The sequence below is a fragment of the Aeromicrobium endophyticum genome, from assembly GCF_003586285.1.
Classification (GTDB): domain Bacteria; phylum Actinomycetota; class Actinomycetes; order Propionibacteriales; family Nocardioidaceae; genus Aeromicrobium; species Aeromicrobium endophyticum.
Genome location: NZ_QUBR01000001.1, coordinates 529,391 through 544,767 on the forward strand (window position 1 = coordinate 529,391; position 15,377 = coordinate 544,767).

Below are 15,377 nucleotides of genomic sequence, written 5' to 3' on the forward strand. Positions count from 1 at the left end.
CCCGACCGGGGCTGGGTCAGAATGCCGTATGCACCTCGACCACGTCTCGTTCGCAGTCGGCGCCGACGGTCTCGCCGGCACCACCGCCGAGCTCGGCCGGCTTCTCGGCGCCTCGTTCCTCGACGGGGGTGCCCACCCCCGGTTCGGCACCCGCAACATGATCCTGCCGCTCAAGAACCGGCAGTACCTCGAGGTCGTCGAGGTGCTCGACCACCCAGCATCCGACAAGGCTGCCTTCGGTCAGGCCGTGCGCGAGCGCTCCGACGCCGGTGGCGGGTGGATGGCCTGGTGCGTCTCGGTCGACGACATGGAAGAGGTCGAGCGCCGCATCGGCCGTCACGCCGTGCCCGGCAACCGCCGCCGTCCCGACGGCTTCAACCTGCAGTGGCGTCAGATCGGCACCAGCAGCATGCGGGCCGATCCGCAGCTGCCCTACGTCACCGCGTGGGACATCGACCCGGCCGAGCACCCTTCGCAGATGGCCGACTCCGAGGTCGAGCTGATCGCCCTCGACATCGCCGGGTCGCCGCAGCGGCTGTCCGACTGGCTCGGCGAGCCCGCCGTCGACGCGCTCGAGCAGATCGACGTCAACTGGACCGCGCCCCACGGGCTGCCGGGCATCATGGCCGCGACGTTCCGCACGCCGTCCGGCGACGTGCGCATCTGACGCCCGCCGACCACGGGCGGTGCGGCTAGCGCCGGCCGGCGCCCGTCTGGTGCGCCAGCTCGAGCTGCGGCGCGACCTCGGTGAGGTGTCCGCGACTCCACATCGAGTGCACCCAGAACGCTGCGAGCACCGAGCCCAGCGCGCCCAGCGACATGTCGCTGAGGGTGTCGGCGTAGGCGCCCAGCCGCTCGGGCGACCAGCGCAGGAAGGCGAAGTACTCGGCGATCTCCCACACCAGCGCGGCGCTGACGCCGAAGGCCAGCCCGCGCTCGAGCACGGCGCCGAGGCTCGTCGAGCGGTGCATCGTCAGCAGGATGATGGCCGCCGTCAGCAGCCCCGTGTTGACGAAGTGCACGATGTTGTCGAACGAGTCGACCGAGTCATACAGGTTCATGACGTTGCCGAAGATGTCGCTGAAGCACGCGAACGTCACCAGGAAGTCGGCCGCCCACGGGAACGAGGCGCGTTGACGCCACCACGTGAACCACACGAACGGGATGGCGAAGGCCGCGACCGGGTAGCCGATCGCACGCGGCACGAGTCCCTTGCCGTCCATGTTGCCGAAGCCCGGCACGAGGATCGCGAGGCCCAGCAGCAGCACCAGACCCGTCTTCGCCGCGATGTCAGCGGATCTCAGGACCGGCGGCGCGGGGTACCGCGTGGCTACGGCGACAGACGACATGCCAGCAGTTTAGTCGTCAACCGGTCGCCTGCCGTCCGGCGGACGGCTGCGCGCGCGTCGGGGTGGTCGTGCCGAACTGCCGGCGATGCTGCGTCGGCGTCGCTCCGGACGCCTCGCGGAAGCGGCGACGCAGGTTCGCCGCCGAGCCCAGGCCCGACGCCCGGGCCACCGCCTCGACCGGCATCGCGGTCTGCTCCAGTAGCTCACGCGCCCGATCGACCCGCTGCGCCGTGAGCCACGCGAGCGGGGTGGTGCCCAGCTCGGCACGGAATGCTCTGTGCAGCGACGCCACGCTGACCGCACCGACCTCGGCCAGGTCGGCGACGGACACCGGCTCGGCGATCCGTTCAGAAGCCCACGAGGTGACCCGCACCAGCGGCCCCTCGGCGACCCCGGGGCACGGGACGTTCGATGAACTGCTGCTGCCCTCCCGTGCGGTGCGCCGAGTACACCAGGCGGCGTGCGACCGACGTCGCCACAGCGGCACCGTGGTCGGTCCTCACGACGTGCAGGGCCAGGTCGAGTGCCGACGAGCTGCCGGCGGACGTCAGGATCTGGCCGTCGTCGACGAACAGCACGCTCTCCTCGACCGTGACGTCCGGGTACCGGCGCCGGAAGGCATCGGCCCACATCCAGTGCAGCGTGACCCGCCGCCCGTCCAGGACACCGGCCTCGGCCAGGGTGAAGGCCCCGCTGCACATCCCGACGAGTCGTGCGCCTCGGTCGTGCGCCCGGGCGATCGCCTCCAGCACCACCGGCGTGTGCGGCCGGTCGACGTCCGGACGATTGGGCACGATCACGGTGTCGGCCCCGTCGATCGTCTCCAGCCCCCCGATCCCCGTCATCGTGAAGAAGTCCTGGCGCATGGGCACCCGAGGGGTCGCGCCGCAGAGGCGGACGTCGTACAGCGGCCCGCCGAGCTCGGGCCGGTCGATCCCGAGCACCTCGAGCATGCACGCGAGCTCGAACGGGTTGGAGCCGTCGTCGACGAGCACGGCGACACGGGGACGGTGAGAGGATCGTTTCGACACTGGTCATTTATCGCACTCGCCATGGTGAGTGGGCAACTGGCACCGTCGGTGCATGACCTCTCAGCCCCGCAACATCACCGCCGCGCTCGCCTCGTTCGACGAGCGGTGGCAGCCGCGATCGCTCGCCGTCGTGAACGACACCGAGATCCGTCTGGCCAAGGCGGAGGGCGACTACGTGTGGCACCGTCACCCCGACTCCGACGAGTTCTTCGTCGTGCTCGAGGGGCACCTGCGCATCGACCTGCGCGACGAGGACGGACAGCGACGCGTCGAGCTGTCCGCGCTGGACTCCTACCTCGTCCCTCGCGGGGTGGAGCACCGTCCGTCCTCGTCCCACGGGGCATCGATCATCACGGTCGACCGCACCGGGACCGCGACGACCGGCGACTTCGCGGGGACGGTCCCCGACCACATCACCTCGCTGACCTCGGGTCTCCCGCTCGGCTGACGGCCGAGGTCACGTCGGCCTACCATCGGTCGATGGAGACGACGACGTCCGCCGACGGGTCGACGATCCCCCTCGACCGACTGGGAGCCGGGCCCCGGTCGTCCTGCTGGCCGGAGCGACCTGCACCCGGGGCGTCACCCCACCGCTCGCGCTGGCCCTCCCCGAGCACCTGACGGTGCTGAACGTCGACCGTCGCGCCGCACGTCGTGCCGTTCCTGACGAGCTGACGAGCGGCCGGCGGACTGTCGGACCCGCCGCCTAGGCTGACGGCATGGCCAGCACCAAGACCGCCCGCCCGGCATATGTCTGCGCCGAGTGCGGGTGGACGACCAGCAAGTGGGTCGGCCGCTGCGGCGAGTGCCAGGCCTGGGGCACGGTCGACGTCGCCGCACCCGCCCGCACCGGACGCACCCAGGCCGCGCCCGTCTCGTCCCCTGCCGTGCCGATCAGCCAGGTGCAGGTCGAGTCGGCCCGGTCCGTCGGCTCGGGCATCGGCGAGCTCGACCGCGTGCTGGGTGGCGGCGTCGTGCCCGGCGGCGTCCTGCTGCTGGCCGGCGAGCCGGGCGTCGGCAAGTCCACGCTGCTGCTCGAGGTCGCGGCACGGTGGGCCCGCGCCGGGCGCCGCACCCTCTACGTCTCGGGCGAGGAGTCGGCGGCCCAGGTGCGCCTGCGGGCCGAGCGCACCGGTGCGGTCGACGACAACCTCTACCTGGCCGCCGAGACCGACCTCGGCGGCGTGCTGACCCACGTCGAGACCGTCGCCCCGTCGCTGCTCATCGTCGACTCGGTGCAGACCATCGGCTCGGCCGACATCGACGGCGTCCCCGGAGGTGTCACCCAGGTGCGCGAGGTCGCGTCCGCGGTGATCCAGCGCGCCAAGCGCGACAACATCGCCACGCTGCTCGTCGGCCACGTCACCAAGGACGGCTCGGTGGCCGGGCCCCGCGTGCTCGAGCACCTGGTCGACGTCGTCCTGCAGTTCGAGGGCGACCGCAGCTCGCGCCTGCGTCTGCTGCGCGCGGTCAAGAACCGCTTCGGGCCCGTCGACGAGATCGGCTGCTTCGACCTGGTCGACGACGGCATCATCGAGGTGCCCGACCCGACCGGGCTGTTCGTCTCGCGGCACCAGCAGCCCGTGGCGGGCACCTGCGTCACCGTCACGATGGAGGGGCGCCGACCGCTGCTCGCCGAGGTGCAGGCGCTCAGCGTCGCGTCGTCCACCCCCTCGCCGCGACGCACGTCCAGCGGCCTCGACTCGCCGCGGGTCGCGATGATCCTCGCGGTGCTCACCAAGCACTGCGGTCTCAACCTCGGCCAGCTCGACGTCTACACGGCCTCCGTCGGCGGAGCACGGCTCACCGAGCCGTCGGTCGACCTGGCCGTCGCGGTCGCGACGCTCTCGGCCGTGTCCGGCCTCGCGGCCCCCACCGATCTCATCGCGATCGGCGAGGTGGGGCTCGCCGGCGAGGTCCGCAAGGTCAGCAACCTGGCTGCCCGCCTGCGCGAGGCCGAGCGCATCGGGTTCCGGCGCGCGGTCGTGCCGGCCGGGTCCGAGGGGCTCGACACGTTCACCGGCAAGATGTCGATCCAGGCCGTCCACACCATCGGCGAGGCGATGCTCTGTCTTGATGCACCGGCACTGGCACCGCGCCCCGTAGACTGAGCCCGCTACCGGCGAGCACCGCCGGGCGAGCCACCGCTCTGGGAGGACGTGTCATGGCAACAGCGGCCGAGCGCCACGCGGCGAGCCTCGACGCGTCCGCCCGCATGCGCGCGACGCTGTCGTCCGTCGCCCCCGGCACCGCGCTGCGCGAGGGTCTCGAGCGCATCCTGCGCGGTCGCACCGGCGCACTGATCGTCATCGGCCACGACAAGAGCGTCGAGGCCATCTCGACCGGCGGCTTCCGGCTCGACGTCCCGTTCACCGCCACCGGCCTGCGCGAGCTCGCCAAGATGGACGGCGCGATCGTCCTCGACTCGGCCGCCAGCCGCATCGTCATGGCCGGCGTCCACCTGATGCCCGATCCGTCGATCCCCACCGAGGAGACCGGCACCCGGCACCGCACCGCCGACCGCGTCGCGCGTCAGACCAACGTCCCGGTCATCTCGGTCTCGGCGTCGATGCACATCATCGCGCTCTACCTCGAGGACCTGCGCCACGTCCTCGAGGACACCGGCGCCGTTCTCGGGCGGGCCAACCAGGCGCTGCAGACGCTCGAGCGCTACCGCAACCGGCTCGACGAGGTCAGCGACGCCCTCTCGGCACTCGAGATCGAGGACCTCGTGACGGTGCGCGACGTGTCGGCCGTCGCCCAGCGGCTCGAGATGGTCAGCCGCATCGCCGGCGAGATCGACACCTACGTGCTCGAGCTGGGCACCGACGGACGCCTGCTGGCGCTGCAGCTCGAAGAGCTCATCGGCGGCGTCGACGCCGAGCGCGAGCTCATCATCCGCGACTACATGCCCACGGGGCGCCGAGCACGTCCGCTCGAGGCCGTCCTCGCCGAGCTCGCCGCGATCGAGTCGACCGACCTCGTCGACCTCGGAGGTGTCGCCCGTGCGCTGCGCATCGGCACCGAGGAGACCCTCGACGGCCCGCTCGCACCCCGCGGCTACCGCCTGTTGGCCCGCATCCCCCGCCTGCCCATTCCCGTGGTCGAGGGCCTCATCGAGCACTTCGGCTCGTTGCAGAAGCTGCTCGCCGCGAGCATCGAGGACCTGCAGAACGTCGGCGGTGTCGGCGACCTGCGCGCCCGAGGCGTCCGCGAGGGACTGTCCCGGCTGGCCGAGTCGAGCATCCTCGAGCGCTACGTCTAGTCGGCCGGTGTGACCGGCGGCTCGGCACCCGGCTCGGTGGGCGTCGCAGGCGCAGCGGGATCCGCGGGCGGTGTGGTGGCCGGCGGCGTCGCTGACGGCGCAGGAGTCGTCGGCGCTGCGGGCGGCGCTGCCGTCTTGGCGGGCGCGGGCCTGGCGTCGAGCGAGAAGGTCGTCTTGCCCGGCTCGCCGCCCAGCGTGCCGATCTGGAGGGTGTACTTGCCCGCCGTCGCCCAGCCCTGGTTGCTGGTGCAGTTCGAGCCCGAGCCGCGTCCGGTCCACTGGACGGTCGTCAGCGTCGACCACTGAGGCGACAGCGCGACCGGCGCCGACAGCAGCGACGCCTTGCAGACCGTGGAGTCCCACACCGGCGTGCCGTTGGCGCTGATGACCGCGACCGTGTCGGCATCGGCGGGCTGCAGGGTGCAGGCGGTCGTCTGCGTGGAGCTGATGACCAGACCGATGTCGACGGGGCCCTTCGTGAGCTGCCCGGGCCGCACGCTCGGCGTGATCCGGACGTCCTCGGCGTTGCACGGCGTGGTGCCGGCGACCACCGCCACGTCGACGAGCCCGTCGACGGTCTGCTTCGGCGCAGGAGGGGTCGTCGGCGCTGCGGACGGCTTGGACGAGGCCTTCGACGGCGTGGCAGCCGCCTTCGCGGGCTTCTCGTCGTCGCCTCCGTCCCTGATCTGCAGCACGGCCCAGACGACGGCGATCACGACCGCGAGCAGCAGCAGGCGTCGACGCCAGTAGATCCCGGCTGGCAACCTGCGCTGACTCACGGTCACACGATAGGCGGCGACGTGGGCGTGCGAAGATCGACGCGCCATGTCGACGCCTCCCCTGCTCCCACGTGCCGACCTGGAGCGTCTGCACGACGACGTGATGGCCTGGTTCGAGACGGCCGCACGCGACCTGCCGTGGCGCCGCGACGTCTCGCCGTGGGCCGTCATGGTCTCGGAGTTCATGCTGCAGCAGACGCCCGTCGCACGCGTGCTGCCGGTCTATGAGGCGTGGATGCAGCGCTGGCCGACCCCCGCCGACCTCGCCGCCGAGCCCGCCGGAGAGGCCGTGCGGGCCTGGGGGCGACTCGGATACCCCCGCCGCGCCCTGCGGCTGCACGCCGCCGCCACAGCCGTCGTCGAGCGGCACGGTGGCGAGGTCCCGTCGGGCCGCGACGACCTGCTAGCCCTGCCGGGCGTGGGCGACTACACGGCCGGCGCGATCGCGTCGTTCGCGTTCGGTGACCGGGCCGTCGTGATGGACACCAACATCCGCCGCGTGTTCGCACGGGTCGTCTCGGGTGTCGAGTACCCGGCCGCCGCCGTCACCGCGGCCGAGCGCGAGCTGGCGACCGCGCTGATGCCCGGCGAGGACGCCCACGTGTGGGCGGCGGCCACGATGGAGCTCGGCGCGCTCGTGTGCACCGCCCGCTCACCCCAGTGCTCGGCGTGCCCCGTCGCCGACCTGTGCCGCTGGCGGGCGTCCGGCTACCCCGCCCACGACGGGCCCGTGCGGCGCGGGCAGTCGTGGGAGGGCACCGATCGCCAGTGCCGCGGCCGTCTGCTGGCCGTGCTGCGCGAGGCCGAGGGGCCGGTGGCGAAGGCGCGGCTCGACGCCGTGTGGCCCGACGCCGTGCAGCGGGAGCGGGCCCTCGACGGGTTGGTCGCCGACGGACTGGTGGAGCCGCTCGACAGCGGACTCTTCGCGCTACCCGGCGATCGCTGACGCGAGATCCTGCACGACGGCGCGCGCCACGGCGTCATCCTCCAGCGGACCGTCGAGCATCAGCCCGTTGAAGGTCGCATCGACCAGCGACGCCAGACGAGGTGCAGCGCTCTCGGAGGCACCCGAGGCTCGTAGGTGATCGGCGATGGCGGCGAGCCACACGTCGTTGGAACGGCGCACCGACGTCGCATACGGCTCGCGGCCGAACAATCCCAGCGCGGCGGCCTCGACGTACATGCGTTGGCACCGCTGCAGCTGACCCGACGAGAAGACGTCCCAGAGGGCCGTGACGGCCGCCTCCACCGAGTCGGCGGCCGGCGTCGACCTGATGACCGCGATGGACCGCTCGTTCGAGACGTCGAGGACCGCGTCGACGAGCTCGTCCTTCGAGCCGAAGTGGTAGATCAGCATGCGATCGCTCGTGCCGATGGCGGCCGCGAGCGGACGGAGGCTCAGCCCGATCAGCCCGTGCTCCAGCGCGTGGTCGGTCGCCGCCTCCGCGAGCTCCTGTCGCTTGCCCATGCCATCAACGTAGCAGGTGCTACAGTTTTATCCGTAGCACCTGCTACAGACGAAAGGACCCCGAACGTGCTCGTCGCCGCTGCTCTCCTGGCCGTCGCCATCGCCTCTGAGGTGCTGGCGACCGCAGCACTGCCGCACGCCCACGGCTTCACCGACCCGCGCTGGAGCGCCGCGGTGGTCGGCGGCTACGCACTGTCGATCTGGCTGCTGACCCTCGTGGTCAAGCAGATCCCCGTCTCGGTGACCTACGCCATCTGGGCGGGCGTCGGAACGGCCGCCATCGCGGTCGTCGGCGTCGTGTTCCTCGACGAGCCCGTCACGGCCCTGAAGGTCGTCGCGATCGCGCTGATCATCGCCGGTGTGGTGCTGATCAACCTGCAGGGCTCGCACGCCTGAGCCGGGCCGGCACGACGGAGCCCCCCGCCGCTGGTGCGACGGGGGGCTCCGGTGGTGTGGCTACTCGCCGCTGGGCGCGCCTGCCTCGACGGCCGGCGGCACGTCGGGCATCTCCAGCTCGAGCTCGGCCTTGCTGCGGCCCTCGAACGTGAACGTCGCCTCGACGCCCTCGCCCTCGACACCGATCAGGACGATCTGGCCCGGGTGCAGCTCGCCATAGAGCAGCTTCTCGGCCATGACGTCCTCGATCTCGCGCTGCACCGTGCGGCGCAGCGGACGAGCACCGAGCACCGGATCGAAGCCGCGCTTGGACAACAGGTCCTTGGCCTCCATCGTCAGCTCGATGTTCATGTCCTTCTCGGCCAGACGCTTCTCGAGCGAGGCGATCATCATGTCGACCATCTGCAGGATCTCGTCCTGCGTCAACGGCGGGAAGACGATGATCTCGTCGACACGGTTGAGGAACTCAGGCCGGAAGTGCTGCTTGAGCTCGATCGACACGCGCTCCTTCATCTTGTTGTACGACCCCGCGGTGTCGCCGGCCTGGCTGAAGCCCAGGTTGACGCCCTTGGAGATCTCGCGCGCACCGAGGTTGGTGGTCATGATGACGACGGCGTTCTTGAAGTTGACGACGCGTCCCTGACCATCGGTGAGGTGCCCCTCTTCGAGCACCTGCAGCAGCGAGTTGAAGATGTCGGGGTGAGCCTTCTCGATCTCGTCGAAGAGCACCACCGAGAACGGCTTGCGACGCACCTTCTCGGTGAGCTGGCCGCCCTCTTCGTAGCCGACGTAGCCCGGAGGCGAGCCGAAGAGGCGCGAGACGGTGTGCTTCTCGCTGTACTCCGACATGTCGAGCTGGATGAGGGAGTCCTCGTCGCCGAACAGGAAGTTGGCGAGCGCCTTGGACAGCCAGGTCTTGCCGACGCCCGAGGGGCCGGCGAAGATGAACGATCCGCCCGGACGCTTGGGGTCCTTCAGACCCGCACGCGTGCGCCGGATGGCTCGGGACAGGGCCTTGATGGCCTCGTCCTGGCCGATGACGCGCTCGTGCAGCTCGGCCTCCATGTTGAGCAGGCGGCTCGACTCGGCCTCGCTGAGCTGACCGACGGGGATGCCGGTCGCCTTGGCCAGGACCTCGGCGATGAGCTGCTCGTCGACGACCGCCACGGTGTCGAGGTCGCCGGACTTCCAGGCCTTCTCACGCTCGACCTTGGCCGTGATGAGCTTCTTCTCCTCGTCGCGCAGCGAGGCGGCGGCCTCGAAGTCCTGCGCGTCGATGGCCCCCTCCTTGCGGCGGCGGACGTCGGCGATCTGGTCGTCGAACTCCTTGAGCTCGGGCGGCGTGGCCATGCGGCGGATGCGCAGACGGGCGCCGGCCTCGTCGATCAGGTCGATCGCCTTGTCGGGCAGGAACCGGTCGGAGACGTAGCGGTCGCCCATCGTCGCCGCGGCCACGAGGGCCTCGTCGGTGATGGAGACGCGGTGGTGCGCCTCGTAGCGGTCGCGCAGGCCCTTGAGGATCTCGACCGTGTCGCTGACCGAGGGCTCGTCGACCACGATCGGCTGGAAGCGACGGTTGAGCGCCGCGTCCTTCTCGAAGTGCTTGCGGTACTCGTCGAGCGTCGTGGCGCCGACGGTCTGCAGCTCTCCGCGAGCCAGCATCGGCTTGAGGATGCTGGCGGCGTCGATCGCGCCCTCGGCGGCACCCGCACCCACCAGGGTGTGGATCTCGTCGATGAACAAGATGATGTCGCCGCGGGTGCGGATCTCCTTGAGCACCTTCTTGAGGCGCTCCTCGAAGTCGCCGCGGTAGCGCGAGCCGGCCACGAGCGCGCCGAGGTCGAGCGTGTAGATCTGCTTGTCCTTGAGCGTCTCGGGCACGTCGCCGCGCACGATGTCCTGCGCCAGGCTCTCGACGACGGCGGTCTTGCCGACGCCGGGCTCGCCGACGAGCACCGGGTTGTTCTTGGTGCGCCGGGACAGTGTCTGCATGACGCGCTCGGCCTCGTCGGCACGGCCGATGACCGGATCGAGCTTGCCCTCGCGCGCTGCCTGCGTGAGGTTGCGACCGAACTGGTCCAGCACGGCCGACGAGCTGGGCTGGCTCTCGCTGGGCGCACCGGCCGTCTCGGCCTCCTTGCCCTGGAAGCCGCTGACGAGCTGGATGACCTGCTGGCGGACGCGGTTGAGGTCGGCGCCGAGCTTGACGAGGACCTGGGCGGCGACGCCCTCGCCCTCGCGGATCAGGCCGAGCAGGATGTGCTCGGTGCCGATGTAGCTGTGGCCGAGCTGCAGCGCCTCGCGAAGGCTGAGCTCGAGGACCTTCTTGGCACGCGGCGTGAACGGGATGTGGCCGCTGGGGGCCTGCTGTCCCTGACCGATGATGTCCTCGACCTGGCCGCGGACGGCCTCCAACGAGATGTCGAGGCTCTCGAGCGCCTTGGCGGCGACACCCTCTCCCTCGTGGATCAGGCCGAGGAGAATGTGCTCGGTGCCGATGTAGTTGTGGCTGAGCATGCGCGCCTCTTCTTGGGCGAGCACGACCACGCGACGAGCACGGTCGGTGAATCTTTCGAACATTCTTCCCCCTGGGGTGGAGTATCCGATCAGTTTAGTCGGCTCTGGAAATCCGCGCGCAGGATGCCCAGTTGCTTCATCCAACCGTCACACTCGTCCAGACGTTCCCTCGTTCGCCGTGGGCGTAACCCGCTCGACGCGGTTCACCACGCCGGCAAGGCAAACCCACGAACCCGGCGGGGCAGACAGCGTCCGGGCGCGGAAAGCATGCCGCGCCCGGACGGGGCTTCCGGTGCCGGCGTGGTAACCCGCTCGACGCGGCTACTCGGCGTCGAGGTCGGACTCGACGAGGCCGGCGATGGTCTCGACGGCCGCGGCGTCGTCGGACTCGACGACGACGTCGGTGCCGTGACCGGCGCCGAGCGTCATGATCATCAGGGCCGAGCCGGCGTCGACGGCGTCGCCGCCGACGAGGGCGAGCGTCACGGGCGCGCCGAGATCGGCGGCGGCCGCGGCGATGACGCCGGCGGGACGGGCGTGCAGTCCGACGGACGAGCCGACGGTCACGGTCTTGCTGGGCATGGGTGCTCCTCTGGTGCGGGGTGGGTTGGGGCTGCGGATGATCAGACGTGCGCCGGCACAGGGGCGGCCTCGTCGGCGGCGACGACGGCATCGCCACCGCGTCCGCCCAGCTGCTTCAGCGCCGTCACCGAGACGGCGCTGACGACGGTACCGACGGCGATCGCCACGAGGAACCACAGCACCTGGTCGACCGCGAAGAACACGAAGATGCCGCCGTGCGGCGCCGCGAGGGTCACGCCCGCACCGGCCGAGATCGCACCGGCCACGCCCGAGCCCAGCATCATCGACGGGATGACGCGCAGCGGGTCGGCCGCGGCGAACGGGATGGCGCCCTCGGTGATGAAGGCGGCACCGAGCAGCCAGGCTGCCTTGCCGTTCTCGCGCTCGGACGAGGTGTAGAGGCCCGGACGCAGCGCGGTCGACAGCGCCATCGCGAGCGGCGGCACCATGCCGCCGACCATCACGGCGGCCATGATCTTGACCTCGGTGCCGCCGGCGGCGATCGCCTGGGCCGTGAGCCCCGTGGTCGCGAAGACGTAGGCGGCCTTGTTGACCGGCCCACCCATGTCGAAGGCCATCATGGCGCCGAGCAGCAGGCCGAGCAGGACGATCGAGCCGCCCGAGAGGCCGTTGAGCCAGTCGGTCAGGCCGTCGGTGATGTCGGCGATGGGGCGCCCCAGCACCAGCAGCATCAGCATGCCGGCGATGATCGTCGTGACGAGCGGGATGATCACGACGGGCATGAGCCCCGACAACCAGCGCGGGGCCGGACGCTTGGCGATCTGGTGCGCGATGAGTCCGGCGATGATGCCGCCCACGATGCCGCCGAGGAAGCCGGCGCCGATCTGGTTGGCCAGGAAGCCCATCACGAAGCCGGGCGCGATGCCCGGGCGGTCGGCGATCGCGTAGGCGATGTAGCCCGCGAGCGCCGGGACGAGGAAGCCGAACGCCCACGAGCCGAGCAGGAACAGCAGCGCGCCGATGTAGGTCAGCAGAGCGCTGCCGAACAGGGCGTGCTCGCCCGCAGCGGGCAGGTTGGTGAGCGTGTTGTCGGCCAGGATCTTCGAGGCCGGGTCGCCCGCGACGTCGTAGCCGGCGAGCAGGAAGCCGAGCGCGATCAGCAGACCGCCGGCCGCGACGAACGGGATCATGTAGCTGACGCCCGTCAGCAGCCACTGCCGCAGGCGCAGGCCGAATCCGCCGGCGTCGGACGCGCGGGCGGCCTCCGAGGCCACGGCACCGCCCTCGACGCGGCGGGCCCGCGGGTCGGTGGACGCCGTGACGGCCTCAGCGATCATGACCGCGGGCTCGTTGATCGCGCGCTTGACGCCGCTGACGACGACGGGCTTGCCGGCGAAGCGGGCCTGGTCCTTGACGCCGACGTCGGTCGCGAAGATCACGGCGTCGGCCGCGGCGATGGTCTCGGGCGAGAGCGGCTTGGCACCCGACGAGCCCTGCGTCTCGACCTGCAGCTCGACCCCGTCGGTCTGCGCGGCCTGCTGGGTGAGCGAGTCGGCGGCCATGTAGGTGTGCGCGATGCCGGTCGGGCAGGCCGTGACGGCCACGATGCGCGTGACGGTCGCGGACGTCGTCGGCGCGGCGGGGGCCGCGGGAGCGGTCTCGGCGACCGCCGCCGGGGAGACGACCTCGTCGACCAGCGCGACGATCGCGGCGGCGTCGGGCGCCGACCGCAGTGCGGCCGTGAAGTCGGGACGCACCAGGGCGCGGGCCAGCGACGACAACAGCTTCAGGTGCTCCTGGCCGCCCCCGGCCGGAGCCGCGATGAGGAAGACGAGGTCGGCAGGGCCGTCGGACGCGCCGAAGTCGGCACCCGGCACGAGACGCGCGAAGGCCAGCGTCGGCTGGGTGACGGCCTCGGAGCGGCAGTGCGGGATCGCGATGCCGCCGGGCAGGCCGGTGGCCGACTGGGCCTCGCGGGCCCGGGCGTCGGCGACGAGCTGCGAGGCGTCGGACGCCCGGCCGGCACCGGCGACCATCTGGGCCAGGGCGGTGATGACGCTCGCCGCGTCCTCCCCCAGAGCGGTGTCGAGGCTGACGAGATCAGCCGTGATGAGTGATGACATGGGCGTCCTTCTGTGGGTGGCGTGACGGTGTGGCAGGAAGATCGAGGGAAGGGCTGGACAGCTGGCGCGCGTCGACAGCGGCGAGTGCCGCCACGTCCGCCGGAGCGGGGGGCGTCGAGCCGGCGAGCGACGCGGCGGCGCTGCCGTGCGCCACCGCGACCTCGAGACGGCGGGGCGCGTCGAGGCCGTCGACGGCGGCGAGCAGGTAGCCGGCCAGCGACGAGTCGCCGGCGCCGACGGTGCTGACGGGGACGATCGAGGGCGACGCGGCGAACCACGAGCCGTCCGCGGTGGCCAGCACCGCACCCGAGGCCCCGAGGGTCAGCAGCACCGCGGCGGGTCCGAAGTCGCGGCGGACGCGCTGGGCGGTGGCGGCGGCGAGCTCGGGATCGGCCTCGATCGCGTCGGCGTCGCCGCCCACCAGCTCGACGACCTCGTGGGCGTTGGGCTTGACCAGGTCGGGGGCGGCGCCGGCAGCACCGAGCGTCGCCAGCAGCGGCGCACCCGACGCATCGACGGCGACCTGCGCTCCCCCGGCCCGCAGGGTGCGGGTGAGGACGGCGTACCAGTCGTCGGGCACGCCGGGGGGCAGCGAGCCAGACAGCACGACCCAGGCGGCACCGGCGGCCGACTCGGCGATCGCGCCCGTCAGCCGTCCGAGCTCGTCGGCCGACAGCTCGGCGCCGGGGGCGTTGAGCTTGGTCGTGGTGCCGTCGGCCTCGGCGAGCGTCAGGTTGACCCGGACGCGGCTGCGGGTGGGCACCGCGACGTGCGCGAGACCCGTCGCCTCGACGGCGGCCACGAACGAGTCGTGGGCCGGCGCCGGGAAGACCGCGACGACGTCGTGGCCTGCGGCGGCGACGACGCGTGCGACGTTGACGCCCTTGCCGCCGGGCTGGTCGACGGGGGCGGCGGTGCGACCGACGACGCCGCGCACGAGCGGCTCGTCGAGCGTCAGCAGGCGGTCGATCGCGGGATTGGCGGTGACGGTGACGATCATGCGAGCACGACCTCCATCCCTGCGTCGCGCAGGCGGGCGACGCACTCGGCAGGGGCATCGGCGTCGGTGACCAGCACGTCGACCGAGGTGAGCGGGGCGAACGTGACGAGGTAGTCGGTGTCGAGCTTGGACGAGTCGGCCAGCACGACGGTGCGGGCGGCCCGCGCGACGATCGTGCGCTTGACCGCCGCCTCGCCGAAGTCGACCGTCGTCAGGCCGCGCTCGACCGACAGGCCGTTGGCGCCGACGAAGGCGACGTCGACGCCGACCGTCTCGTAGACCGCGACGGTGCCCGCGCCGATCGCGGCACCCGTGGCTCCGCGCACCTGACCGCCGATGACGTGCAGGTCGACCTGCTCGAGCCGCGACAGCTGGGCCGCGGCGGCGATGCCGTGCGTGACGGCCGTCAGCGTGTGCTCGTCGGGCAGCAGGTCGATCAGTGCGGCGGTGGAGGTGCCGGCATCGACGATGATGCTGCCGTCGACCGGCGGGAGGAAGGCGAGGGCAGCTGCGGCGATGCGCTGCTTCTGCGGTGACTGACGTGCCTCGCGCTCGCGCAGGTCGAGCTCGACGGCCTGCACCGATGTACGGGCGACGGCCCCGCCGTGCACCCGGCGGGCGAGGCCGCGACGCTCGAGGGCAGCCAGGTCGCGGCGCACCGTCTCGCCGGAGACGCCGAACTCGGCGGCAGCATCGAGGACGCTGACGCGTCCGTGCTGCTCGAGGCGCTGAGCCAGCGCTGCTCGTCGTTCTGCTGCGTACACCCGGTCTCCTCGTCTGACCTGCACCACCGATGTGGATTTGTGTGGTTTTTTGTTGATATCTGTTGTTCTACGCGGTAACGTCCCACGAAGTCAAGGGGTTCGGTCAGATTTCCTCGCGTTCACGTAGCCCCGCTCACAGACT

At 71.7% G+C, this 15,377-nt stretch carries 16 protein-coding genes; 6 read left to right on the plus strand and 10 right to left on the minus strand.

Features of this window, described 5'->3' with window-relative positions; all coding sequences use genetic code 11:
- Positions 1-28: 28 nt before the first annotated feature.
- Positions 29-667: a VOC family protein gene (locus DX116_RS02685; protein ID WP_119702654.1), complete on the plus strand. Its 639-nt coding sequence runs from the start codon at positions 29-31 to the stop codon at positions 665-667.
- Between the two features lie 25 nt (positions 668-692).
- Here DX116_RS02685 and DX116_RS02690 read toward each other — a convergent pair whose 3' ends face one another.
- Genes DX116_RS02690 through DX116_RS20250 form a run of 3 tightly spaced genes read right to left on the minus strand, consistent with a single transcriptional unit; the run spans position 693 to position 2,344 of the window.
- Entirely contained in the window at positions 693-1,349 is a 657-nt protein-coding gene (locus tag DX116_RS02690; protein ID WP_119702655.1) for a hypothetical protein, read from the minus strand.
- Positions 1,350-1,365: 16 nt separating this feature from the next.
- On the minus strand, positions 1,366-1,722 hold the full coding sequence (locus DX116_RS20245) for a helix-turn-helix domain-containing protein (protein WP_233556545.1): 357 nt from the start codon (positions 1,720-1,722) through the stop codon (positions 1,366-1,368).
- Entirely contained in the window at positions 1,697-2,344 is a 648-nt protein-coding gene (locus DX116_RS20250; protein WP_233556546.1) for a GlxA family transcriptional regulator, read from the minus strand. Before DX116_RS20250 ends, DX116_RS20245 begins: the two co-directional genes overlap by 26 nt.
- An 88-nt stretch (positions 2,345-2,432) precedes the next feature.
- Here DX116_RS20250 and DX116_RS02700 point away from each other — a divergent pair, with 88 nt between their 5' ends.
- From DX116_RS02700 to disA, 3 genes are all read left to right on the plus strand, one after another.
- On the plus strand, positions 2,433-2,828 hold the full coding sequence (locus DX116_RS02700) for a cupin domain-containing protein (RefSeq protein WP_119702656.1): 396 nt from the start codon (positions 2,433-2,435) through the stop codon (positions 2,826-2,828).
- A gap of 271 nt (positions 2,829-3,099) precedes the next feature.
- Positions 3,100-4,491 carry a DNA repair protein RadA gene (gene radA, locus DX116_RS02705; protein WP_119702657.1) on the plus strand — a complete coding sequence of 464 codons (1,392 nt, stop codon included), beginning with the start codon at positions 3,100-3,102 and terminating at the stop codon, positions 4,489-4,491.
- A 53-nt stretch (positions 4,492-4,544) separates the two neighbouring features.
- Positions 4,545-5,645, plus strand: coding sequence for a DNA integrity scanning diadenylate cyclase DisA (gene disA / locus DX116_RS02710; RefSeq protein WP_119702658.1), 1,101 nt, complete (start codon positions 4,545-4,547; stop codon positions 5,643-5,645).
- Here disA and DX116_RS02715 read toward each other — a convergent pair.
- Positions 5,642-6,424 carry a hypothetical protein gene (locus DX116_RS02715; protein WP_147393557.1) on the minus strand — a complete coding sequence of 261 codons (783 nt, stop codon included), beginning with the start codon at positions 6,422-6,424 and terminating at the stop codon, positions 5,642-5,644. The genes disA and DX116_RS02715 overlap by 4 nt on opposite strands.
- A gap of 46 nt (positions 6,425-6,470) precedes the next feature.
- Here DX116_RS02715 and DX116_RS02720 point away from each other — a divergent pair, with 46 nt between their 5' ends.
- A complete protein-coding gene (locus tag DX116_RS02720; protein WP_119702660.1) occupies positions 6,471-7,370 on the plus strand; it encodes an HhH-GPD family protein in 900 nt (299 codons plus the stop codon).
- Here the strand turns inward: DX116_RS02720 and DX116_RS02725 are convergent.
- Positions 7,353-7,892 carry a TetR/AcrR family transcriptional regulator gene (locus DX116_RS02725; protein WP_119702661.1) on the minus strand — a complete coding sequence of 180 codons (540 nt, stop codon included), beginning with the start codon at positions 7,890-7,892 and terminating at the stop codon, positions 7,353-7,355. The two genes, DX116_RS02720 and DX116_RS02725, sit on opposite strands and share 18 nt — an antisense overlap.
- Positions 7,893-7,958: 66 nt before the next feature.
- Between DX116_RS02725 and DX116_RS02730 the strand changes: the two genes are divergently transcribed.
- Positions 7,959-8,288: a DMT family transporter gene (locus DX116_RS02730; RefSeq protein ID WP_119702662.1), complete on the plus strand. Its 330-nt coding sequence runs from the start codon at positions 7,959-7,961 to the stop codon at positions 8,286-8,288.
- Between the two features lie 60 nt (positions 8,289-8,348).
- On the opposite strand, the gene DX116_RS02735 is transcribed toward DX116_RS02730, so the two are convergent.
- From DX116_RS02735 to DX116_RS02755, 5 genes are all read right to left on the minus strand, one after another.
- Positions 8,349-10,868 carry an ATP-dependent Clp protease ATP-binding subunit gene (locus DX116_RS02735; protein WP_119702663.1) on the minus strand — a complete coding sequence of 840 codons (2,520 nt, stop codon included), beginning with the start codon at positions 10,866-10,868 and terminating at the stop codon, positions 8,349-8,351.
- A gap of 258 nt (positions 10,869-11,126) precedes the next feature.
- Positions 11,127-11,387: an HPr family phosphocarrier protein gene (locus tag DX116_RS02740; protein ID WP_119702664.1), complete on the minus strand. Its 261-nt coding sequence runs from the start codon at positions 11,385-11,387 to the stop codon at positions 11,127-11,129.
- Between the two features lie 41 nt (positions 11,388-11,428).
- Complete coding sequence (locus tag DX116_RS02745; RefSeq protein WP_119702665.1) at positions 11,429-13,471, minus strand: PTS fructose transporter subunit IIABC; 2,043 nt, start codon at positions 13,469-13,471, stop codon at positions 11,429-11,431.
- Complete coding sequence (locus tag DX116_RS02750; RefSeq protein ID WP_119702666.1) at positions 13,449-14,471, minus strand: 1-phosphofructokinase family hexose kinase; 1,023 nt, start codon at positions 14,469-14,471, stop codon at positions 13,449-13,451. Before DX116_RS02750 ends, DX116_RS02745 begins: the two co-directional genes overlap by 23 nt.
- The gene (locus tag DX116_RS02755; protein WP_119702667.1) at positions 14,468-15,235 is read right to left on the minus strand and encodes a DeoR/GlpR family DNA-binding transcription regulator; all 768 of its coding nucleotides are present in this window, start codon (positions 15,233-15,235) and stop codon (positions 14,468-14,470) included. The genes DX116_RS02750 and DX116_RS02755 overlap by 4 nt, the downstream gene beginning before the upstream one ends.
- Positions 15,236-15,377: the final 142 nt, after the last annotated feature.